We start from the raw sequence: 21990 nt of genomic DNA, 5'->3' as shown, positions 1-21990 counted from the left end.
GGTGCGGGATATCCCGGCACCGGCCCAATTCCCGGCAAAGGCTCATCCGAGTAGAGGGCTACTCATGCGCCGCACCGTCCCCGTCCCGATCCTTGCCACAGTCCCATCAGATGGCAGGGGGAAATGTCATGCATCCTCACCCCGGCGTGGCGGTCCGGGCCCGAGCGCTCGCCGTCCTCGCCGCGCTGCTCCTCGTCACGGCCGGCCTGGCGGCGCTCGCCGCGCCGGCCCGCGCCTCGACCGCCGTCCGGCTGAAGCTGTCCATCACCTGGATCCAGCAGGGCGAGAACCCCGACGACGACGGGGGCGACGGCGACTACTTCCCGGAGATCCGCATCGGCGACGGGCCGCTGCTGCGCAAGCCGTACGTCCAGGACGACGTGTTCAACCCCAGCGCCTTCCCCGACCCGTGGGTCTTCACCCAGGACACCACGGTCCCCGACGACCGGACCACCGTGCCCATCCTGGTGCGGCTGTGGGACTACGACGACGGCACCAACTTCGGTGACGACCACATGGACATCAGCCCCGGCAACCAGGACGACGACCTCGACCTCACGTACGACATCGGCACCGACACCTGGACGTCCCCCGAGGACGGCATCACCCCCGGCCAGGAACGCATCACGGGCGACGGCGACCCGAACTTCCCCGACACCAACGACGGCGTCGCCATCACCATCGGCATCAAGATCGAACGGCTGAGCCCGCTGCCCGACATCGACGGTGACGGCATCTACGACGTCATCGAGCGGTTCGGGGTGCGCGACAAGGACGGGTCGATGAAGTACGACCTCAAGGCCATGGGCGCGAACCCGTGCCGCAAGTCCGTCGTCGTGCAGATCGACTACATGACCGGCGCCGCCGACGGGCACAGCCACCAGCCGAAGGACGCCGCGATCGAGGAGGTCGAGCGCGCCTTCGAGGACGCGCCCGTGGATCCCGTGTCACCCTGCCCGTATCCGGGCTTCACCACCACGCAGGGCGTCGACTTCGTGCACATCGCGGGCGCGTCCGTCGCCGAGCGCGACGTGATGGGCCTGGACGCCGACTACCGCGCCGCGCGCGACGCGAACTTCAGCAAGCTGCTCGCCCCGTACGCCCACTACGCGATCTTCGCCCACCGGCAGACGGCCGGCGGCTTCAGCTCCGGCCGCTGCTGCGAGCCCAACCGGGGGAACAACAAGGACTTCATCGTCACCCTCGGCGGCTGGCGCACGGTTTGCGTCGCGCCCGGCGACAACGGCAAGCTCGACACCACGCCCGCCGCCACGGACGCGAAGATGGGCGAGGACCTGCTGGTCGGCTCCAACCGTACCTGCGACACCGACGCCGACCCGCGCACCGACGACCGGCAGATCCTGAAGAAGGGCACCGGGGCCGCCGACGCGGACGTGGGGACCGTACGCGACCAGTCCGGCAGCATCATGCACGAACTGGGGCACGCGCTCGGCCTGGCGCACGGCGGCACGGACCGCACCAACATGAAGCCCAACTACCTCAGCGTCATGAACTACGCCTTCGACCCCGGCGGCATCCCGACGGGCCCCGACCCGCTGCCGCGCCGCCTCGACTACTCGCGCAGCGAGCTGCCCACGCTCGACAAGGGGCAGCTCCTGGAGGGCGACGGCATCCGCGACGGCGAGGACCTCACCCGCTGGCGGCTCCCCGGCGGCAATCCGCTGTTCGGCCCCGGCACCGGCGCGCTGAACTGGAACGACGACGCCGTGCCGAACGACCCGAACCGCGTGGCCGCCGACATCAACTCCGACGACGACGTCTGCGTCCTCGCCGGCACGGACGGCATCCTGACCACGATGCCCTCCGGCAACGACGTGCGGGAGGGCGACGCCATCCTCAACGGCGGCGACGCCTGCAACACGGCGCCCGGGCCCGGCGACACCGGCCGCGCCACCCTGCTGACCGGCCACGACGACTGGGGAAGCCTCAAGTACCGCGCCGCGGGCTCCCCGGACGCGGGCGCCCCGGCGGCCTCGACGTCCGTCACCGAGATCGGGTTCCCGGCCGTGCTCGGCGCCGAGCTGGCCCTGCGCGACTTCTACGACCCGGACGTCACCGCCACCAAGACCGTGGACAAGCCCGAGGCGCTGCCCGGCGACACCCTCACCTACACCGTCCTCGTGCGCAACGAGGGCCGGGGGACCGCCGCCGACGTCAAGGTGACCGACACCTTCCCCGACGGCACCACGGCCGAGCAGCGGCTGCCCGACATCCGGGCGGCGGCGCAGCGCTCCGCCACGTTCACCTACGTCGTGCCGTGCACGGCCGACAACGACTCGGTCGTGACCAACAAGGCCACGGTGGCGGCCAAGAACCTCGCCGGCGGCGACGAGGCCGACACCACCGACAACACCGGCACGGCGAAGAGCACGGTCAAGGCGCCGCGCCTGACCCTGTCCGCCGCCACCACGCCGGAGGCGAACGCGGGCGAGGCCACGACCACCACCCTGACCGTCCGCAACACCGGCGGCGCCGCCGCCACCGGCGTCACGCTCACCTACGCGCTGCCCGACGAGGTGTACTACAGCACCGCCCTCGACCAGGGGAGCGGGCCCCGGCCCACGGAGGTCTCCGGCGGCACGCTGACCTGGCGCCTCGGCCCGGTGGAGGCGGGCGCCACGGCGACCGTCGCGTTCACCACCCGCTCCAGCCTGCTCGTGACGGGCGGCACGGAGCAGACGGGACACGCCAAGGTGGTGTACGTCAACGCGAACGGCTGCGCGTACGACCCGGTGACGGCCTCGGCCACCTCGACGGTCACGGAGGTGGCGCCGAGCCGCGACCCGCGTCCGTCGGCGGTATGGATGGCGATGCCGGCGCTGCGCACCGCCGAGCTGCTGGCCCGGGTGCAGGCCACCGACACCCGCTTCGACGGGGCCGACGGCTCCTCCCCGGACGGGCTGCTGACGCAGCAGGAGGTCTCGGCCGCGCTCGCGCCGCCGCTCCCGCAGCCGCGGGCGCTGCGCACCGAACTGCTCGGCGCGTACCTCAACCTGGGCAGCCGGCGTATCAACGCCGCCACGGCGGTGCGCGGCGTCGCCATGGACCGGATCGGGGCGCGGACGGTCGGCGGCGCCGCCCGGCACGCCCGGACGGTGCTGACCCGGCCGCCGGGCGACGACTTCGCGGCCTACCAGCAGGCCACGCTGGCCCTCATCGAGATCAACACGGGAGCCGCCGAACGCTACTGATCCGTTGAGCCGATCCCTTGGGCTGATCCTTTGAGGTGATCACCGGGGCTGATCACCGGGGCTGATCACCGGGGCTGATCGCTCGGGCGCGCGCCGCGGGGCCACCGTGAGGGGGTCCCGCGGCGTCGCCGTGCCGGGCCGCGCCGAGGGCTGGTGCGCGGCTCCCCGCGGGGTCAGGCGGTGAGGCGGGTGAGCTCGCGCAGCTCGCGGAGCTCGACCTGGGTGGTCGCGCAGTCCAGGAGGCGCAGCTCCGCCAGCAGCCGCACCGCCTGGGCCCCGTGCTTCAGCTCCTCCGGGCAGCTCTCCGCGACCTTGCGGAGCATGGCGGCGGCGGCGCGCGGGGCGCGGTCCCGGGCGTGGGCGGCGGCCAGCGTCAGGAAGTGCCGGACGCGCTGGTCGCGGGTGGTCAGGCGGGCCGGGTCGAGGCCCTCCGCCAGGCGCAGGGCCTGCCGGTGCCGGCCCATGCGGACCGCGGCCGCCGCCGCGCGCAGGTCCACCTCCACCAGGAAGCCGTCGCGGTCCTCGCCGTCGCCTGCGTCTCCATCCCCGTCTCCGCCTCCGTCCCCGTCGGTCTCGGGGAGCCGGGCCGCCAGCCCGCGTGCGCGGTTCAGGAGCTCCTCGACGCCCAGCAGGTCGTGCTCCGCCGCCGCGGCGAGCGCCGCCGCCAGCAGGCACGCCCCCACGGCCGCCGCGTACGGCGTGCCGCGCGGGTGCGACGTCGCTCCGGCTTCCGGCGCGTACGGCCGCCTGGGCGGAGTCGCTCCGGCCTCGGGCGCGTACGGCCGGCTGCGCGGAGTCGCTCCGGCTTCCGGCGCGTACGGCCTGTTGCGGGGGGACGCCGGGCCGGCGGCGAGGTCGGCGGCCGTCAGGCAGACGCGGCGGGCGTCGGCCGGGCGCCCCAGGAGCACCAGGACCTCGGCCGTCTCCGCCCACGCCGGCGCAGCCGCCACGGGATCGCCCCGCGCGACCGACACCGCCCGGTCGGCCGCCAGCAGAGCGGGGGCGTACTCGCCGCTCCCGCGCAGCACCGTCGCGAACAGCCGGTACACCCGCCCCAGCTCGGCCGCCGCCATCCCCGCGACCTCCCTGACCGCCACCGTCCCCGCCCCTCCCGAGGCCGCCCTTCCCGAGAACGCCCTCCCCGAGAGCGCCCCTTCTGAGGCCGCCTCTCTCTTGGGCGCACCTCCCGCCGAGGAGGCCGCGTCCTCCGCATGGGCGGCGCGGGCCGTGGCCTGGGCCGTCAGCAGCAGGCCGGGCAGGTCGCGGCGCAGCTCCGTGTACCGCCGCGGCGAGCGCCGCCACACCTCCCAGGCCGCCGACACCCGCCGGCGCACCCGGTGGACGTCCTCGACCGGCCCGTCGTCCGCCGGGCGGCGGGGCAGCAGCAGCGCGAGCACCATGTCCGCCGACCCGCCGAACCCCCCGTCCGGGTGCCCCGGAACGCCGGCCGCGGCGGGCAGCGCGACCGGCCCGTCCACCAGCTCCGACAGGTCCTCGACGCGCAGGACGCCGGCGATGCGCATGAGCGTGGACAGCCGGTCCAGCGGCCGTACGCCCTTCTCCACGAGCCGCAGCCACTCCTCGCTGCAGCCCACGAGGTCGGCCAGGACCCGCCGGGACAGGCCGCGCGCCCGCCGCATGGCCATGATCCGCGCCCCGTCGACCAAGTAATCGCCGGCCATGCCGCCAGGTTAGGCGCCAGATCATCTTCGGGACGAAGGCCAGAAGCGGCGGCCGGTTCCTGCCACCCGCGCCCCCGCGCACCGGGGCGGCGGCGGCCTATCGTACGGAGGACATCGTGGGATTTCCGTGGCGCAACTCCAGTTGGGTCCGCGCGCGCCGGCCCGGGCGACACTGCCGCTACACCGCACGGCAGAGGAGGCCACGATGGCGATCGACGTCGAGTCGATTCGGAAGGCATTCCCGTTCTTCGAGACACCCGCTGACGGCTCCCGCCCGCCCGTCTACCTCGACAGCGCCGCCACCACGCAGAAGCCCGCCCCGGTGCTCGACGCCCTGGCCCACTACTACACGCGCACCAACGCCAACGTCCACCGCGGCGTCTACCGCCTGGCCGTCGAGGCCACCGAGCTGTACGAGGGGGCCCGCCGCACCGTGGCGGCCTTCGTCGGCGCGGCCCGCCCCGAGGAGATCGTCTTCACCAAGAACGCCACCGAGGCCGTCAACCTCCTGTCCAACTCCCTCATGTGGGCCGGCGACGACCTGCGGGTCGGTCCCGGCGACGAGATCGTGGTGACCGAGATGGAGCACCACTCGAACCTCATCCCGTGGCGGCTGCTCGCCGAGCGGGCCGGGGCGACGGTGCGCTACCTCGGCATCACCGACGACGGCCGCCTCGACCTGTCTCGCCTGTCCGAGGTGGTCACCGAGCGGACCCGGGTGGTGGCGGTCGTCCACGCCTCCAACATCCTCGGCACCGTGAACCCGATCGCGCCCATCGCCGCCCGCGCCGCCGAGGTCGGCGCCCTGCTGGTGGTGGACGCGGCGCAGTCGGTGCCGCACCTCCCGGTGGACGTCGCCGCGCTGGGCGCGGACTTCGTGACGTTCTCCGGGCACAAGATGTGCGGGCCGACCGGGATCGGCGTGCTGTGGGGCCGGCACGAGCTGCTGGAGGCGCTGCCGCCGTTCCTCGGCGGCGGCGAGATGATCGAGACGGTCAGCGTGGACGCCATGCGGTACGCCGCGCCGCCGCTGAAGTTCGAGGCCGGCACGCCGCCGGTCGCGCAGGCCGTGGGGCTGGGCGCGGCCTGCGACTTCCTGGCCGGGATCGGCATGGACGCGATCGCGGCCCACGACCAGGCCCTCGTCGAGTACGCGCTGGAGCGGCTCGGGCGGGTGCCGGGCATCCGGTTCATCGGGCCGGCCGACGGCGTGGACCGGCTGCCGCTGCTGTCGTTCGTCGTGGACGGGGTGCCGCTGCAGAAGCTGCGGACGGTGCTCGACGAGGCGGGCATCGCCGTGCGCTCCGGCCACCACTGCGCGCAACTCGCGTGCAGCCGCTTCGGCATCCCGGCCGCCATCCGGTCGTCGTTCTACCTGTACAACGCGGCCGACGAGGTGGACCACCTGGCCGCCACGCTGGAGGGGGCGACGAGGTCGGCGCGGGGCGGGGGCGCGGCGCCCGCGTTCGAGGCGGGCGGCACGGCGCGGGTCCGGCCGTACCGGGAGGTGCTGGTGCCGGCGATCTTCGGGCCGTGGGCGGAACGGCTGGTCGGCGCGCTCGCCCCCGCGCCCGGCGCGCGGGCCCTGGACGTGGGCACCGGGCCCGGGACGGTGGCGCGCGTGCTGGCGGCGGCCGTGGGCCCGGCCGGCGCCGTCGTCGGCACGGACCCGAGCCTGGCCATGCTGGCGCTCGCCCGCGAGGAGCCGCCACCCTCCGGCGCCCGCATCCAGCCCGCGCCGATCCTGTCCGGGCCGATCGACTCAGCGCCCATCGACTCAACGCCCATCGACTCAACGCCCATCGACTCCGCGCCGATCGAGTCCGTGCCGATCCAGTCCGCGTCCATCCAGTACGTCGAGTGCGGGGCCGCGCCGCTGCACGTGTCCGACGAGGCGTTCGACGTCGTCACCGCGCAGCAGGTGCTCCAGTTCGTGCCGGACCGGCGGGCGGCGGTCGCGGAGATGCGCAGGGCGGCCCGGCCGGGCGCGCGGATCGCGATCGTCACCTGGCTGCCGCTGGAGCGCAACCCGCTGTTCCGCGCGCTGCGCGACGCCGTGGGGGCCGTGCTGGGTCCGGAGGAGGCCGAGCTGTTCGCCGAGCCGTGGACGCTGGCCGGGGAGGAGGTCGCCGCGCTGGTGGAGGAGGCGGGGTTCACGGGGGTCGAGGTGCGCGAGTGGACGGTCCCGGTCACGCTGCCGGGCGGGCCGGACGCGCTGTGCTGCCTGTTCGGGTTCTCGGCGGTCGCCTCGCCGTACGCCGCCGGCCACGGTGAGGCGCTGCGGCAGGCCGTACGGGAGCTGCTGGCCCGGAACACGGACGAGCGCGGCCTGCACGGGGAGACGGCGGCGAGCGTCGTGACGGCCCGCGCATAGCGCATGACGGGCCGCGGCGGCGAGCAGGAGGGCCGGTGACCGGCGGGCCCCTGCTCGTCGCATGGTGACGGCTCCGGCCCGGCGCCGCGCGTGACCCCTCGCGCGCCGCCGGGCCGGAGTCCGGGTCAGCCGTGCGAGTCGGTGACCGAGCGGGAGAACGTCACCTCGCAGGAGGGGCCGTTCGGGCCGCCGACGCGGACGGAGTCGAAGAAGTCGCGGAAGGCGCTGAAGAAGTTGCCCTTGCCGCCGGGGCTGGTCACCGCCGAGCAGCCGCCGTAGTTGGCCTCGGAGTACAGGTGGATGTAGGAGCTCGTCCGGTTCCAGTCGGACTTGGCGCGGTCCGCCATGTTCAGCGCGCCGAGGTCGGGGGTGTCGCTCTTGATCTCGACGATGTCGCCCGAGCCGTCGAGGCCGGAGAACAGGCAGTAGTAACCGGCGTGGCAGCGGTCGTAGCCGTCGGCGGCCTGGGCCGGGCCGGCGGTCAGGGTGGCCAGCGCGATGGCCGCCACCGGTAACGCCAGCAACTGAAGCTTCTTGCCCACTGTCCCTCCAGGGGTGAAACTTTTCTTCGCGAACGGATCTGACCATACCTGTTGAGATCTTGTAGGTGAAGGGGTGCGATGCCTCTTCCTCGGCGGGCGGCCCTTGACGCTGCCGCGGCCCTCCGGGCAGACTTTTGGGAAAGCGTTTTCCCGCTGTCTCCCCGCCCCCCTGGAGCCCCACCTTGTCTCAACGGAACTACCGGTCCGCCATCGTCGGCACCGGTGGGATCGCCTCCGCCCACGCCGGGGCCGTCGCCGCCTCGGCCGGGCGGGCGAGCCTAGCCGCCGCCGTGGACGTGGATCTCGGCCGGGCCAAGGCGTTCGCGGAGACGTGGGAGATCCCCCGCGTCCACGCGAGCCTGACCGACCTGCTGCGCGAGGGCGACGTGGACCTGGTCCACCTCTGCACCCCGCCCGCGCTGCACGCGCCGCTCGCCCTGGAGTGCCTGGAGGCGGGGGTGACCGTGCTGGTGGAGAAGCCGCCGACGCTCTCGCTGGCCGAGATGGACACGCTGGTGGCGGCCGAGGCCCGCTCGACCGCGCACGTCGCCACCGTCCTGCAGCACCGCTTCGGCGCGGGCGCGCTGCGGCTGCGCCGCCTCGCCGGCGCGGGCGAGCTGGGCCGGCCGTTGCTCGCCACCTGCGCCACCCAGTGGTACCGCGACGAGGCGTACTTCGCGGTGCCCTGGCGCGGCACGTGGGAGAGCGAGGGCGGCGGCCCTACCATGGGACACGGCATCCACCAGTTCGACCTGCTGCTCTCCGTGCTCGGACCGTGGCGCGAGGTCACCGCGCTCGCCGCCCGCCGGGCCCGCGCCGTCGACACCGAGGACGTGTCGGCCGCGCTGGTCACCTTCGACGGCGGCGCGGTCGCCACCGTGGTCAACTCGGTGGTCTCGCCCCGGCAGACCTCCGCGCTGCGCTTCGACTACGAACGCGCCACCGTCGAGGTGGAGCACCTGTACGGCTACACCGACGACGACTGGACCGTCACCCCGGCCCCCGGCCACGAGGACGTCGCGGCCCTGTGGAACCGGGAGCGCAGCTCCGTGCCGAGCGGCCACGAGGGCTGGTTCGCGGCGGTGCTCGACGCCCTGGACCGGGGCGAGGCGCCGCCCGTCACGGCCGGGGACGCCCGGCGGACGATGGAGTTCATCGCCGCCCTGTACCGCTCCGCCTTCACCGGCGAGCGCGTACGCAGCGGACAGATCACGCCCGGCGACCCGTTCGCGACGCGGATGGACGGGACCGGCGCACCGTGGGAAAAGGTGAGGAACCAGTGACCCTGCAGGTCGACCACGCTCTCGGCCGCTCGGTCGCCGTCTCGGCGGGCGGCGTCCAGCTCTTCACCTACGTCTACCGGCCCGACACGCCGGTGCTGGAGTCGCCCAAGCCGTACCTCCACCCGGTCCGCACCCTCGGCGGCGAGCTCGTGTCGCTGTTCCGGCCGCACGACCACGTCTGGCACAAGGGCATCGCCTGGTCGCTGCCGCACGTCGGCGAGCACAACTTCTGGGGCGGCCCGACGTACGTGCACGGCCGCTTCTACGTGCAGCTCGACAACAACGGCAGCGCCACCCACCAGGAGATGACCACGCTGTCGGCCGAGGGCGGCCGGGCCGGGATCGGCCACACCCTCGCCTGGACCTCCCAGGCCGGCGACCCCGTCATCGACGAGCGCCGCGCGCTGGCCGCCTCGGTCCTCGACGACGCGACGTGGGCCCTGGTGTTCGACACGGCCATGACGAACGTGTCCGGCGCGACGCTGTCCTTCGGCTCCCCGACCACCAAGGGACGCGAGAACGCCGGCTACGGCGGCCTGTTCTGGCGCGGCCCGCGCTCGTTCACCGGCGGCCTCATCCAGTCGCCCGCCGGGGCGGGCGGCGGCGAGCTGCGCGGCACCCGCGCCGAGTGGTTCGGCTTCCGCGGCCGGCACGACGGCACGGGCGGGCACTCGACGATCGTCATGGTGGACGACGCCGCGAACCCGCGGCATCCGCCGCAGTGGTTCGCCCGCACGGAGGAGTTCGCCTGCCTGTGCCCGGCGCCGTTCTTCAGCGAGGAGCTGGAGCTGCCGGACGGCGAGACGTTGCGCTTCCGGTACGCGGTCGTGGTGGCCGACGGCGACAGGGGGGAGCAGGGCACGGCGCTGCTGGCCGAGCGGGGCAGGGCGGCGCTGGCCGGGGGAGCGGCATGACCTCCGGCGGCGGGGCGTTCTCCGGCGGCATGGCGTTCCCGGGTGGCACGTCGGTGAGCCGGTTGTCGGTGTACTCCGGCACGTGCGCGGCCGACGGTCTCGCGGGCGGGACGCCGCACCTGCACACGGCCTCGACGGAGGCGTACGTGGTGGTCGGCGGGCGCGGCGCGTTGCAGACGCTGGACGTGCGCGGACCGCGCGAGACCGAGCTGGCGCCCGGCTCGACGGTGTGGTTCACGCCGGGGACGATCCACCGGGCGGTCAACCACGACGGCCTGGAGGTGGTGGTCGTGATGCAGAACGCGGGCCTGCCGGAGGCGGGTGACGCGGTCATGACGTTCCCCCCGGACGTGGTGGGGGACCCCGCGCGCTATCGCGCGGCCGCCGCGCTGCCCGCCGGGGCGTCGCCGGAGGAGATCGAGCGGGCGGTGGCCCGGCGGCGTGAGCTCGCGGTGGAGGGCTTCCTGCGGCTCGCGCAGGCGGCCGCGGCCGGTGACCTGGGGCCGCTGCGCCGGCTGTACGCGGACGCGGTGGCGCTGGTGCGTCCGAACGTGGGGCGCTGGCGGGAGCTGTGGGAGCGCAACGTGGCCGAACAGGCGCGGCACACCGCCGCCGTGCTGGACGCCCTGGAGGCGGGCGACGCCGCCCACCTCGCCGGATCGGCCCTCCTGGAGAGCCCGCCCGAGGAGCGGTGGGGCATGTGCGGGCACCTCCGCGCCCACGACGTCACCCACCCCACCGTCCGCTGAGCCCGACCGGCCGATCAAGATTGTCGTAGGGCGTCGCTAACGTCCCGGATCCAGTGACCCCCCGTACTGGAGAGGCCCTCATGACCGCCTGGAACGACCTGTACCCCTTCATCCGCGGCGGCGACGCCGCCCGCACGGCCTGGCTCGTGGCCGGGCTCGGCCCGGCCGACCGCAAGGCCGTCGCGGCCGAGGCGACGGAGCACGTGCGGAAGGCGGTCCGCGGCGGGCAGCCGGGGTGGGCCGGGGAGTTCCGCCACCACATCCGTCCCCTCATGATGGTGGGCGCCGGCTGTCTCGGCGGCTCGGCGGCGGTCGCCGCGTGGCTGTTCCGGCGCGAGTTCCGCTGGCGCAGGCAGGACCCGAACGACGTCGCCCGCATCCTGGAGCTGGTGCGCGACCGGCCGGAGCCGTGGCGGGCCGACCTGGCCCGCCGCGTCGCCGCCCGGGTGCGGCTGCCGGAGCTGGACCACTGGGAGCTGGCCGCCGCCCTCGTCCGCGAGACCGGCGCCGAGCCGCCGGACAACCCCGCGTTCATGGCGGGCTGGCTGAACGAGCTGCGGGCCGAGTCGGCGGCGGCGGACCCGCTGCTGCCCGTCCTGGGGCCACGGATCTTCGAGAGCGACGCCCTGCGCGAAGGCTTCTCGGTCGCCGAGGCCATGGTCCTGGACGAGCTGGTGCGGGCCGGGCTGCTGGATCGCCGCGCCGTGCTCGACGGCGTCGTCGGCCGCCTCCTGCGCGACGGGCAGAACGGCCTGCCCGTCCTCGCGAACCTGCACGACTGGCTCGCCCCCGACCTCGACGAGACGGCGTCACGCGCCAAGGACTACGTGCGCCTGCTGCCGCCCGCGCCGGTCCCGGTGGCCGAGTCGGCCGTGGCGCGGCTGCGGGCGCTGGACGAGGCGGGACGGCTGGAGGAGGAGCTGTTCGCCGAGGCGGTGGAGGCCCTGACGTTCCGGCCGGAGCCCAGGCTGCTGCGGGCCGTGCTGTCGTGGCTCGGGGCCACGGCCGGGCCCCGCGCCGCCGGGCGGGCCGACGTCGCGCTGCGCGCGCTGGCCGAGATCATCGGCCACGAGGCGCTGGTGCTGCAGGAGCGGGCGGTACGGCTGGCGGTGCCGCTGGCGCCCGTGGCGGGGGAGGAGGGGCGCGCGGCGATCAGGGAGGCGGCGGCGACGCTGCCGTCCGAGCTGCGCGAACGGATCGCCGCGGCCTACGGCGAGCTGCCCGAGGAGGACGAGCCGGCCGCCCCGTCCCTGGTGGCGGCTCCCGCCCCGTCGCTCCCGCCGCCCGTCGCCTCGCCCGACGAGCTGGCCCGCGAGCTGGCCGGCTTCCGCGGGCAGCACGACGACGCGTCCGCCTTCGAACGGCTCCTCGCGGGGCTCGCCGAGTGGTCGCACCGCGCGCCCGACGTGCTGCGCGAGGCGCTGCGCCCCTGGTGGGAGCACCCCCGCCACTCCTACGGCCAGAACCTCGACGACGAGGCGGAGCACCTCCTCAACCGGGCCTTCCTCGCCTTCGCCGCCCCGGAGCAGAGCCGCGGCATCACCTCCGCGAACTGGCCCAACGGCTCGTCACCGCATTGCGGGCCGATCGACCGGCTGTACCGGGCCCGCGCGTTCGAGCTGGTCGCCGTGTTCGAGCGCGGGGCGGGCCACCCGGTGCTGCTGGCCACCCCCACCACGGGCACCGGGCACGTGGACCCTGAAGTGCTGCTCGACCGTCTCGCCCTCCTGGAGGCGTCCGGGGCGGAGGCGCTGCCCGCCGACCTCGCGCAGGCCCTCCTCCGGCTGCCCCGCGACGTGGACGCGGCGACCGCGGCCCGGGCCAGGACCTTCACCTCCGACGCCGGGCGCGCCTGCGCCGCCTGGATGTCCGGCGACCGCCTGCCCGACCCGGAGGTGTCCTGCGAGCCGTACAGCACGTCCGACTACTGGTCGACCAAGAAGAGCGTCCGCGTGACCCTGACCCTGCCCGCCGTGGAGGGGCTGGACACGGTCTGGTCCCACGACTACCCCGAGCTGCCGAACTGGTGGGCCCTGGCCCTCCCGTCGCACCGGGAGCTCGCGGCGGCCCATCTCCTGCCGCACCTCGCGCATGCGGCGGAGGCGAAGAGCGGCGTGGCCGCCGTCCTGGGAGACCTCGCGCACTGCGCCGGCCCGGCGGGGACGGCCACCGCGTACGCGCTGGCCTACGGCATGGGCCACGCCGATTCGGCGTCCCGGTCGAGCACGGCAGACGCGCTGCTCACGCTGGCGGCGCGCGGCGAGACGCCGGTCGAGGCCCTCGGCGCCGCACTCACCGAACTGATCACTGACGGATACCTCAAGCTCAACCGGGTGTCGGCGACCCTCGACGAGGCGGCGCGCGCGGGCGGCCACGACGTGGTGTGGGCGGTGGCCGCACGCCTGCTGGCCGCCCTGCTCCCGGTGGACGGCGACCGGCCCCGCACCGGGCTCGCCGACCTCATGGCCGCCGCCGCGACCGCCGCCCGCCCCGCGAAGGCCCAGGCGGACCTGCCCGCCCTGGCCGCCATGGCGGGCCGCAAGGGCTCCAGCCGGGTGGCGCAGGAGGCGCGACGGCTGCACCGGCTGGTCGCACTGGGCGAATCCGTGACCGGGGGCTGACGAGGATGTCACTCTCTGAGACTATTCCTGTTCGGAGCGTGCTGGTCCGCGCGCGATCGAAAAGACCGAAACAGGATCTGGGCTGCTCATGGTGAGTCCGCGTTACATCGTCTTCAACGGGGAAACCCTGTGTCGACAACTCTGATCGCTGACCCCGCACCCCCAACCCTCGCAACCTACGGTGACGTCATGGGCAAGATCCTCGTCGGTACGGCCTCGTGGACCGACAAGTCGCTGCTCGCCTCAGGCTGGTATCCCCCCGAGGCGACCACGCCCGAGGCCCGCCTCCGTTTCTACGCCTCCCGGTTCCCCCTGGTCGAGGTGGACGCCACCTACTACCACCCGCCCTCCGAGCGGACCGCGGCGTCGTGGCGGGACCGCACCCCCGGTGACTTCACCTTCAATGTCAAGGCGTTCTCCCTGCTCACCCACCACCCCACCCGGCCCGACGCGCTGTACAAGGACTTACGGGCGGCGCTCGGTGAGCCGCGGCGCTCCCTCTACCTGCGGGACGTGCCGGAGGACGTGGCCGAGCAGGTGTGGAGCCGGTTCCTGGGCGCGCTGCGGCCGTTACGGGAGGCGGGGAAGCTGGGGGCGGTGCTGTTCCAGTTCCCGCCGTGGTTCCGGCCCGGGAGCGCGAGCCGCCGGTACATCCTCGAATGCCGTGACCGTTGCCGGCCGGCCCGGATCTGCGTGGAGTTCCGCAACGCGGCGTGGCTGGACGACGAGCACCGCCGCGAGACGCTCGGCTTCCTCGCCGACCACGACCTGCCGTACGTGGGGGTGGACATGCCCCAGGGCCACGCGTCGTCCGTGCCGCCCGTACTGGCCGCGACCTCCGACCTGGCCGTGGTGCGCCTGCACGGCCATTCGGACAAGTGGACGAGCCGGGTCATCGAGGAGCGGTTCGGCTACCTGTACGCGGAGGAGGAGCTGCGGGACTGGGCCGGCCGGATCGCGGCGCTGTCGCAGGAGGCCGCCATCACGCACGTGCTCACCAACAACTGCTGCGCCGACAACTCCCAGCGCAACGCCGCCCGTCTGGCCGAGCTGCTGGAAGGGCTCGGCGCCGACGTCATCCCGCCACCGGACGGTCCCTAGGCGCTCCGGCGAACGAGACCGTCTCCACGACAGCGGCACCTCCCGGTCCGTGCCGTGCGGGTAGCGGGCCCGCAGGCTCCCGTCCACCGCCCCGTACGCGCGCCCGCCGGGCGCCACCCGGGCCGCGAGGAGCCGGGTGGCGCCGATGTACGACGCGCCGCACATGCCGACCCGCCCGTCGCAGAAGCCCTGCGCCCGTACCCAGGCGACGGTGTCGAGCCCGTCCTCGGTCTCGTCCACGTACGGGTCGAACGTCCCGTACGCTGACGCACGATCCTGGCGTGACCCGTCCGTGTGAGGAGCCATGGCGATAGCGAGCATCAAGGAGGTCGCCAAGCTGGCCGGCGTGTCCGTGGGGACGGTCAGCAACGTGCTCAACCGCCCCGACGCGGTCTCGCCCGCCACGCGCGAGCGGGTGCTCAACGCCATGAACGAGCTCGGCTTCGTGCGCAACGAGTCGGCCCGGGCGCTGCGCTCCGGCCGTACGCGCACCCTGGGCCTGGTGGTGCTGGACGTCACCAACCCGTTCTTCACCGACGTGGCCAAGGGCGTGGAGGCGGTCGCCGCCGACCACGGGATGATCGTCACGCTCTGCAACAGCGACCAGGACGGGCCGCGCGAGCAGCGCTACCTGCACCACCTGGAGGAGCAGCGCGTCCAGGGCATCCTCATCACGCCCGTCGAGCGGGAGAACGAGCGGCTGGAGCAGATCATCGGGCGCGGCACGCCGGTGGTGCTGCTCGACCACCGGGCCACGCGGCGCAACCGCTGCTCGGTCGCCGTGGACGACGTGCTCGGCGGCCGGCTCGCCGCCGAGCACCTGCTCGCGCAGGGTCACCGGCGGCTGGGCTTCGTGGGCGGCTCCTGGTCGATCAGCCAGGTCGCCGAGCGGCACAAGGGGGCCGCCCAGGCGGTGGAGGCCGCGGCACGCACCGGCGGCCAGGAGGAGGGCGGCGCCGAGGCGCCGTCGCTCACGCTGATCGAGGTGCCGTCGCTGAGCTTCGCCTCCGGACGGCACGCCGCCGAGCGGCTGGCCGCGATGCCCGCACCCGAACGGCCCACGGCGCTGTTCTGCGCCAACGACCTGCTCGCGCTCGGCCTCATGCAGGGGCTCACCGCCGCCGGGGTGCGGATCCCCGGTGACGTGGCGCTCATCGGTTACGACGACATCGACTACGCCGCCGCGGCGGCGGTGCCGCTGTCGTCGATCCGGCAGCCGCGCCAGGAGCTCGGCCGGGTCGCCGCCGAGCTGCTGCTGGAGGAGATCGACGAGGGCGAGCGCCACCGGCACCGGCAGGTGCTGTTCGACCCGGAGCTGGTCATCCGCGGCTCCAGCGTGCGCCGCTGACCCGCCTCTCAGAGGCCGACCCGTCTCCTCGTGGTCACCCGAGCACGTCAGCGGGCACGTCGGTCGATACGTCGTCGGTGGCCCGGGCGGCGATGCGGGCGGCCAGCACGTGCTTGCACGGCCCGCGCGAGCCTCGGTGGTCCCACCACCACGGGCAGGTGCACGAGCCGTCCGACAGCCTGACCTCGCGCAGCCCGCCGTCGGTGCGCACCAGCGCCACGTCGCCGTCGAGCCGCACGGCGCCGCCCTCGACGAGCTTCCTGGCCGAGGTGAGGCGCGGGTTGAGGTGCTGGACGTGCTCGCGGTCGTAGGGCAGCTCGCGGTGGAAGTGCGCGGCCTCGGACAGGTCGTAGCCCACGCGGCCGGCCGTGCCGAGCTGGGTGAGCGCGGCCCGGACCCGGTCCACGGGCAGGCCGGCGCGGTCGGCGAGCAGGCCGATCTCCACCTCCGGCTCGAAGTTGAGCAGCATGCCCACCACGTCGGCGTCGGCCTCGGCCTCTTCGGTGGCCAGGTCGGCCAGCACGGCGCCCTCGCCGGAGAAGCCGCGCCAGCGCTCCGGCGACAGGGCGAGGGTGTAGCGCATGCCGGGCAGCTCCAGCTCCCAGGCGCTCGACAGCGGACCGTCGCCGGCCGCCGGGCCGTACACCTTGAGGCTCTTGGCGAAGCGCAGCAGGGGGTGCAGCGTGGCCAGGCGCCCCGCGCCGGACAGGCACACCGCGCCCGCGCCGGACCGGTCGGTGACGCGCAGGTCGCGGCCCGCCGGGGCGACCCACAGGTCGGCCGTGGCGCGCTTGGGCAGCGACCGCAGGAACCGTACGGCGCTCATGCCGGTCAGCTCCGCCCGCAGGTCCATGCCCGCCGCGATGACCTGGACCTCGGCGAAGCCGCGCAGCCACCGCTCCGGCAGCGGCACCTTCTTCTCCACGACCGCGCCGTCGAGCGTGGTGACGACCAGCTCGTCGGCCCCGACACCCAGGTGCAGCGGGTCGCGCCCGCCGACCCTGGCCAGCGCCTCGCGCAGCGGGCCGTTGACGTCGACGTTGGTGGTGCCCCGGTCGAAGACCTCGCCGTCCAGGGCGCCGCCGAGCAGGTCGAGCCGGGCGTAGACGCCGCCGCAGGCGGAGAACGACTCGAACCGCAGCCGGTCGCCGCCGCAGGTGACGACCGGGTCGCGGGTCCAGCCAGGACGCGGCTGGTGGTAGCGGGCGAGGGCCACGTCGGCCACGCCCAGCAGCGCGGCGGCGGCGGGCGCGGCCTGGGTCACCAGCCCGCTGAAGAACCGGGGCGCCACGGCCGGGCCGCTGAGGGCCCGGCCGCCGGAGGTGGAAAGTCCGAGGCGCCCGTCCACCATCGCGGAGGGCGCGGCGTAGCTGTAGGTCTGCGTGGCTTGGCTCATGGCCGGGACAGTAGGGACCACCACCGACAAAAGCCCGGCGTGCGTGTCCGGCATGTGGGTTGTGGCTGTTCACGGGCCTGGAGGTACGGGAGAATAGCGGTAATTGGTACATGTAAGGACAGATCTGCTGATGCTCAACCCGGTGCACCTCCGGACGCTGGCCGCCGTGCTGAACGCCGGGTCGTTCGCCGCCGCGGCCAGGAGCCTCGGTTACACCGGCTCCGCGGTCTCGCAGCAGATCGCCGCGCTGGAACGCGTGGTCAAGGTGCCGCTGTTCGAGCGCGGCGCGCACACGATCACGCCGACCCCGGCGGCCCGCTACCTCGTCCAGCGCTCCGTGGACGTGCTGTCGGCGCTGGACGCCCTGGAGGAGGACGTCCGCGGCCTGTGCGAGGGCACGATCGGCCGGCTCCGGCTGGGCAGCTTCCCCACGGCCAGCCAGCGGCTCCTGCCGATCGCGCTGGCCGGGTACGCCCAGTCGCACCCGGCCGTGGAGACCCTGCTCGACGAGGGCGAGCCGGACGAGCTGATCCCGCTCGTCCGCGCCGGGGAGCTGGACATGGCGCTGGTCTACCGGTACGACCTGGTGCCCCGCGCCTGGCCGAGGGACCTGCACCAGGTCCGGCTGCTGGAGGAGGAGCTGCTGGTGCTACTGCCCGAGCGGCACTCCCTGGCCGGCGCCGGGGCCGTCGGTCTCGACGACCTCAAGCACGAGACCTGGGTGGCGACCCGGGAGGGCACGGCCGGGGCCGCGTTCCTGCGCGGCCTGTGCGCCCAGGCGGGCTACCAGCCGCAGGTCGACTACCGCAGCAACGACTACGGCGTCATCCGCGGCTTCGTCCGCTCCGGTCTGGGCGTCGCCCTCGTCCCGGCGCTCGCCCACCAGCCCAGCGACGGCGTGGCCGCCGCCCGGCTCGACGGGGTAGGCGCGCGCCGCCGCATCGGCGCCGTGTACCGTTCCGAGACCACCAACCCGGCGATCACCGGCGCGGTGCGCGCCCTGCGCCGGGCGGCGGCCCGGCTGGGCGGCGTCCTGCCCGGCCTCGCCTTCGCGGAGCAGCAGCGATGAAGCTCACCTGCGCGGACCAGCGGCGATGAAGCATAAGAAGTTCTTCCGCCACGCCCACAGATGCCCGCGCTCGGCCGCTTCCTCCGGCGTCGCCCCCTCCGCGATGCTGGACACACCATGCCCCATGACGCAGGAAGGAGCCGTCCCATGAACGAGTCCGGGCGCGAGCTGCCGTCGCGAGCCTCGGTCGTGATCATCGGGGGCGGCGCCATGGGCGTCAGCTCGGCCTACGCGCTGGCCGCCGCCGGGGTCCCGGACGTGGTGCTCGTCGACAAGGGACCGCTGGGCTCCGGCTCGACCTCGAAGGCCGCCGGGGGAGTGCGCGCGCAGTTCTCCGACCGGGTCAACATCGAGCTGGCCGTACGCAGCCTGGAGACGTTCGACGCCTTCGCCGAGCGGTTCGGCCAGGAGATCGACCTGCACAAGCCGGGCTACCTGTTCCTGCTCGACACGCCCGCGGCCGTCGCCGAGTTCGAGAAGAACGTCGCGATCCAGAACGACCTCGGGGTGCCCAGCCGGATGATCTCGCTGCGCGAGGCCGCCGAGCTGTCGCCGCTCATCGACACCGACGGGCTGCTCGGCGCCGCGTACTCGCCCACCGACGGCCACTGCACGCCCGAGTCGGTCGTCCTCGGCTACGCGGGCGCGGCCCGCAGGCTCGGCGCGCGACTGCTGCCGAACTGCGCCGCCACCGGCGTCGAGACCGTGGACGGGCGCATCACCGCCGTCCTGACCGAGGGCGGCCGCATCGAGACCGACACCGTCGTCTGCGCGGCCGGCGCCTGGTCGGCCCCCGTGGGCGCGTGGGTGGGCGTGGACCTGCCGGTGACCCCGCTGCGCCGCCAGGTGCTGGTCACCGAGCCGGTCCCGGACCTGCCGCCGACGGCGTTCACCATCGACTTCGGCACCACGTTCTACTTCCATCGCGAGGGGCCCGGCCTGCTGCTCGGCATGTCCGACCCCGACGAGACGCCCGGGTTCAAGCTCGACCGTTCCGACGCCTGGCTGCCGCGGCTGGGCGAGGCCATGGCCCGCCGCGCCCCGGCGCTCATGGAGACCGGCATCGCCACCGGCTGGGCCGGCCTGTACGAGGTGACGCCCGACCACAACGCCCTCATCGGCGTCGCCCCCGAGGTGGATCGGTTCATCTACGCCACCGGGTTCTCCGGCCACGGCTTCCTGATGAGCCCGGCGGTCGGTGAGGTGGTGCGCGACCTGTACCTGGGGCGGGAGCCGTTCGTGGACGTCAGCGGCTTCGACGCCCGCCGCTTCGCCCTCGCCGGCGCCCGGCCCGAGCTCAACATCGTCTGACGCGTCGGCGCCGTCCGGCGGGGCGCGCCGGTCAGGGCGCCGCGCCGGCGCTGCCGCGTTCGATGAAGCGGGTCGGGACCACCGTGCGGTGCCCGCGCCCCGCGCCCGTCCCGGCCCCGGTTCCGTCGGGGCGGGCGATCTGCGCGAAGAGCTGGTCGGCCGCGGCGCGCCCCATGTCGTACGCGGGCTGCACGACGACCGAGATCCGCGGGCGTACCAGGGTGGTCCATTCCAGGTCGTCGAACCCGATCAGCGACATCTCGCCCGGGATCGCGATGCCGCGCTCCGACAGCAGCGAGAACGCGCTGCGCGTCATGTAGCTGTCGGCCGTGAACAGCGCGCTCGGCCGGGGCTCGGCCGCGAGCACCGCCGCCACCGCCTCCAGGCGGCCGTCCGGCGCGTCGTGCGGGGCGAACGCGATGAGCTCGCGCTCCACGGGCAGCCCCGCCGCGGTGAGGGCGCGCAGGTAGCCCCGCGCCCGGTCGAGCGAGGGCCGGGACGGTCCCACGACGTTCGCCCGCACCTTGCCGACGCGCAGCACGGGCGGCTCCTCGCGCTGCACCGAGCCGAGGAAGGCGATCCGCCGGTGCCCGAGGCCGATGAGGTGGCGGATCGCCTGCTCCGTGGCGGCCTCGTTGTCGGCCACCACGCTGTCGATGCCGATGTCGCTGAGCTGCCGGTCGAGCGAGACGACCGGCACGCCCGCGCCGGTGATGGCGCCGATGTGGGCGTGCTCGCGCACCGAGACCGGGGTGATGATGACGCCGTCCACCTTGTGCGACAGCAGCACGCGGGTGGCGTCGCGCTCCTGGCCCGGCTTGTCGTCGGTGTTCATGACGATGACCTGCGCGCCCTCGCGCAGCGCCACGTCGCAGATGCCGCGCATGGCGCTGGAGAAGAAGGCGTCGGAGATGTCGGCGCAGACGAAGCCGATGACGCCCGACTTGCCGCTGCGCATGGTGCGGGCGACGCGGTCGGGCTCGTAGCCCAGCTCGCGGACCGCCGCCATCACCCGGTCGACGACGTCCTGGCTGGAGTAGCCGTAGCCGCCCAGCACGCGCGAGGCGCTGGCCCTGGAGACCCCCGCCCGCGCGGCGACGTCCTTGAGGCTGGGCCGCCTGGAGCCCGAGCCCGCTCCGGGTTCAGTCGCCACGATCACCGAATATCTACAAGCTGGAGGCCCTGTCCTTCAGGGCGGGCAGGAAAGCCGGAACGGTCGGACACTCTGAGCTCCCGGTTCTGTCGGTGACGGTCGGTAGGTTATCGGCATGTCCCGCTACCGCCTGACGCCGACGCCTGCCCAGGAGCAGGCGCTGGCCGAGCATTGCGGGCACGCCCGGTTCGTGTGGAATCTGGCGTGTGAGCAGCACGCGCACTGGCGGCCGGGGCGCAAGAGCGCGCCCAGGTTCGCCGAGCAGTGCCGCCAGCTGACCGAGGCGCGAGCGGAATCCGAGTGGCTGCGGGCGGGCTCGATCATCGTGCAGCAGCAGGCGCTCAAGGTGGGCGACGTACGCCGCCTGTCCGGCAACGTCGGCGCGGTGAAGGTCCCCAAGGTCGGATGGGTCAGGTTTCGCTGGTCGCGTACCGTCCCCGACGGCGTGAAGTCCTACCGCATCACCCGCGACCGGGCGGGACGCTGGCATGTGGCGTTCGCCGCGATCCCGGAACCGATCCCCGTACCCGGCACGGGCGAGGTGGTGGGCGTGGACCGGGGTGTGGCCGTGTCGGCCGCCCTGTCCACCGGGGAGATGCTGAACGCTCCCGGCCTGCGCAACCCCGAGAAGGCGCGCCTGCGGCGGCTCCTGCGCAAGCTGGCGCGGGCCAAGCGGGGGTCGAACCGGCGCGGCAAGGTCAAGCAGGCCATCGCCAAGCTGAAGGCGCGGGAGAGCGACCGGCGCAAGGACTGGGTGGAGAAGACCTCCACCGGTCTGGCACGCCGGTTCGACGTGATCGCTGTCGAAGACCTGAAGATCCGCGACATGACCACGTCGGCCAAGGGCACCATCGGAGCGCCCGGCCGGAACGTCCGCCAGAAAGCGGGCCTCAACCGGTCGATCATGGCCGCCGCGTGGGGCCGGCTCGTCCAACGACTGGAGCACAAGGGGCCTGGGCGGGTCGCCAAGGTCAACCCCGCGTTCACGAGTCAGCGGTGTTCGGTGTGCGGGATCGTGGATGCGAAGTCGCGCGAGAGCCAAGCCGACTTCCGCTGCCGGTCCTGCGGATACGCCTGCAACGCTGATGTGAACGCGGCCAGGAACATCAAGCTGGCGGCAGGGCATGCCGTGTCCGTGCGGGAAGGGCCACGGGTTGCCGGGCCGGTGCACCGCGAACCTCAACGCGACCTCCTCCTCGTGGGGTAGCTGCCGTTGGAATCCCCCGCGTTCAGGC

Annotated in this window: 15 protein-coding genes and 1 pseudogene; 11 read left to right on the top strand and 5 right to left on the bottom strand. The window is 74.2% G+C overall.

All coding sequences use genetic code 11. The features are described 5' to 3' along the window. The first annotated feature begins 128 nt into the window (after positions 1 to 128). A complete protein-coding gene (locus HD595_RS04165) occupies positions 129 to 3212 on the top strand; it encodes a CARDB domain-containing protein (RefSeq protein ID WP_253765749.1) in 3084 nt (1027 codons plus the stop codon). Between the two features lie 173 nt (positions 3213 to 3385). Here HD595_RS04165 and HD595_RS04160 read toward each other — a convergent pair whose 3' ends face one another. Beyond that, complete coding sequence (locus HD595_RS04160; RefSeq protein ID WP_253765747.1) at positions 3386 to 4894, bottom strand: helix-turn-helix domain-containing protein; 1509 nt, start codon at positions 4892 to 4894, stop codon at positions 3386 to 3388. 205 nt (positions 4895 to 5099) lie between these two features. On the opposite strand from HD595_RS04160, the gene HD595_RS04155 reads away from it, so the two are divergent. Then, positions 5100 to 7268 carry a SufS family cysteine desulfurase gene (locus HD595_RS04155; protein ID WP_253765745.1) on the top strand — a complete coding sequence of 723 codons (2169 nt, stop codon included), beginning with the start codon at positions 5100 to 5102 and terminating at the stop codon, positions 7266 to 7268. Between the two features lie 125 nt (positions 7269 to 7393). On the opposite strand, the gene HD595_RS04150 is transcribed toward HD595_RS04155, so the two are convergent. Then, positions 7394 to 7810 carry a peptidase inhibitor family I36 protein gene (locus tag HD595_RS04150; RefSeq protein ID WP_253765743.1) on the bottom strand — a complete coding sequence of 139 codons (417 nt, stop codon included), beginning with the start codon at positions 7808 to 7810 and terminating at the stop codon, positions 7394 to 7396. 182 nt (positions 7811 to 7992) lie between these two features. Between HD595_RS04150 and HD595_RS04145 the strand changes: the two genes are divergently transcribed. The 5 genes from HD595_RS04145 to HD595_RS04125 all read left to right on the top strand — a co-directional run bounded on the left by HD595_RS04145 (position 7993) and on the right by HD595_RS04125 (position 14478). After that, entirely contained in the window at positions 7993 to 9093 is a 1101-nt protein-coding gene (locus HD595_RS04145) for a Gfo/Idh/MocA family protein (protein WP_253765741.1), read from the top strand. Continuing rightward, positions 9090 to 10007, top strand: coding sequence for a DUF6807 domain-containing protein (locus HD595_RS04140; protein ID WP_253765739.1), 918 nt, complete (start codon positions 9090 to 9092; stop codon positions 10005 to 10007). The genes HD595_RS04145 and HD595_RS04140 overlap by 4 nt, the downstream gene beginning before the upstream one ends. After that, positions 10004 to 10756: a cupin domain-containing protein gene (locus HD595_RS04135; RefSeq protein ID WP_253765737.1), complete on the top strand. Its 753-nt coding sequence runs from the start codon at positions 10004 to 10006 to the stop codon at positions 10754 to 10756. Before HD595_RS04140 ends, HD595_RS04135 begins: the two co-directional genes overlap by 4 nt. Before the next feature lie 80 nt (positions 10757 to 10836). Next, a complete protein-coding gene (locus HD595_RS04130; protein WP_253765735.1) occupies positions 10837 to 13377 on the top strand; it encodes a DUF7824 domain-containing protein in 2541 nt (846 codons plus the stop codon). A gap of 189 nt (positions 13378 to 13566) precedes the next feature. Next, complete coding sequence (locus tag HD595_RS04125) at positions 13567 to 14478, top strand: DUF72 domain-containing protein (protein ID WP_253765733.1); 912 nt, start codon at positions 13567 to 13569, stop codon at positions 14476 to 14478. Positions 14479 to 14598: 120 nt separating this feature from the next. Here the strand turns inward: HD595_RS04125 and HD595_RS47165 are convergent. Beyond that, positions 14599 to 14784: pseudogene (locus HD595_RS47165) on the bottom strand (CocE/NonD family hydrolase); the annotation flags it as partial. Between HD595_RS47165 and HD595_RS04120 the strand changes: the two are divergent. Beyond that, on the top strand, positions 14783 to 15826 hold the full coding sequence (locus HD595_RS04120; protein ID WP_253765731.1) for a LacI family DNA-binding transcriptional regulator: 1044 nt from the start codon (positions 14783 to 14785) through the stop codon (positions 15824 to 15826). The pseudogene HD595_RS47165 and the gene HD595_RS04120 sit on opposite strands and share 2 nt — an antisense overlap. Before the next feature lie 34 nt (positions 15827 to 15860). Here the strand turns inward: HD595_RS04120 and HD595_RS04115 are convergent, their stop codons facing one another. Beyond that, positions 15861 to 17222 carry an SWIM zinc finger family protein gene (locus HD595_RS04115; protein ID WP_253765729.1) on the bottom strand — a complete coding sequence of 454 codons (1362 nt, stop codon included), beginning with the start codon at positions 17220 to 17222 and terminating at the stop codon, positions 15861 to 15863. Positions 17223 to 17352: 130 nt separating this feature from the next. On the opposite strand from HD595_RS04115, the gene HD595_RS04110 reads away from it, so the two are divergent. After that, positions 17353 to 18291 (top strand): LysR family transcriptional regulator, encoded by a 939-nt coding sequence (locus tag HD595_RS04110; protein WP_253765727.1) that lies wholly within the window; start codon positions 17353 to 17355, stop codon positions 18289 to 18291. 147 nt (positions 18292 to 18438) lie between these two features. Further along, the gene (locus HD595_RS04105) at positions 18439 to 19602 is read left to right on the top strand and encodes an NAD(P)/FAD-dependent oxidoreductase (RefSeq protein ID WP_253765725.1); all 1164 of its coding nucleotides are present in this window, start codon (positions 18439 to 18441) and stop codon (positions 19600 to 19602) included. A gap of 31 nt (positions 19603 to 19633) precedes the next feature. Here HD595_RS04105 and HD595_RS04100 read toward each other — a convergent pair whose 3' ends face one another. After that, the gene (locus HD595_RS04100) at positions 19634 to 20755 is read right to left on the bottom strand and encodes a LacI family DNA-binding transcriptional regulator (RefSeq protein ID WP_253765723.1); all 1122 of its coding nucleotides are present in this window, start codon (positions 20753 to 20755) and stop codon (positions 19634 to 19636) included. A 115-nt stretch (positions 20756 to 20870) separates the two neighbouring features. Here HD595_RS04100 and HD595_RS04095 point away from each other — a divergent pair, with 115 nt between their 5' ends. Continuing rightward, entirely contained in the window at positions 20871 to 21962 is a 1092-nt protein-coding gene (locus HD595_RS04095) for an RNA-guided endonuclease InsQ/TnpB family protein (protein ID WP_253765721.1), read from the top strand. Positions 21963 to 21990 lie beyond the last annotated feature (28 nt).

Origin of the sequence: Nonomuraea roseoviolacea subsp. carminata (assembly GCF_024172185.1) — a bacterium.
GTDB classification, from domain to species: Bacteria; Actinomycetota; Actinomycetes; order Streptosporangiales; family Streptosporangiaceae; genus Nonomuraea; species Nonomuraea roseoviolacea.
Note: the sequence above shows the minus strand (reverse complement) of the source record. Positions and strands in the feature narration are given on the sequence as shown.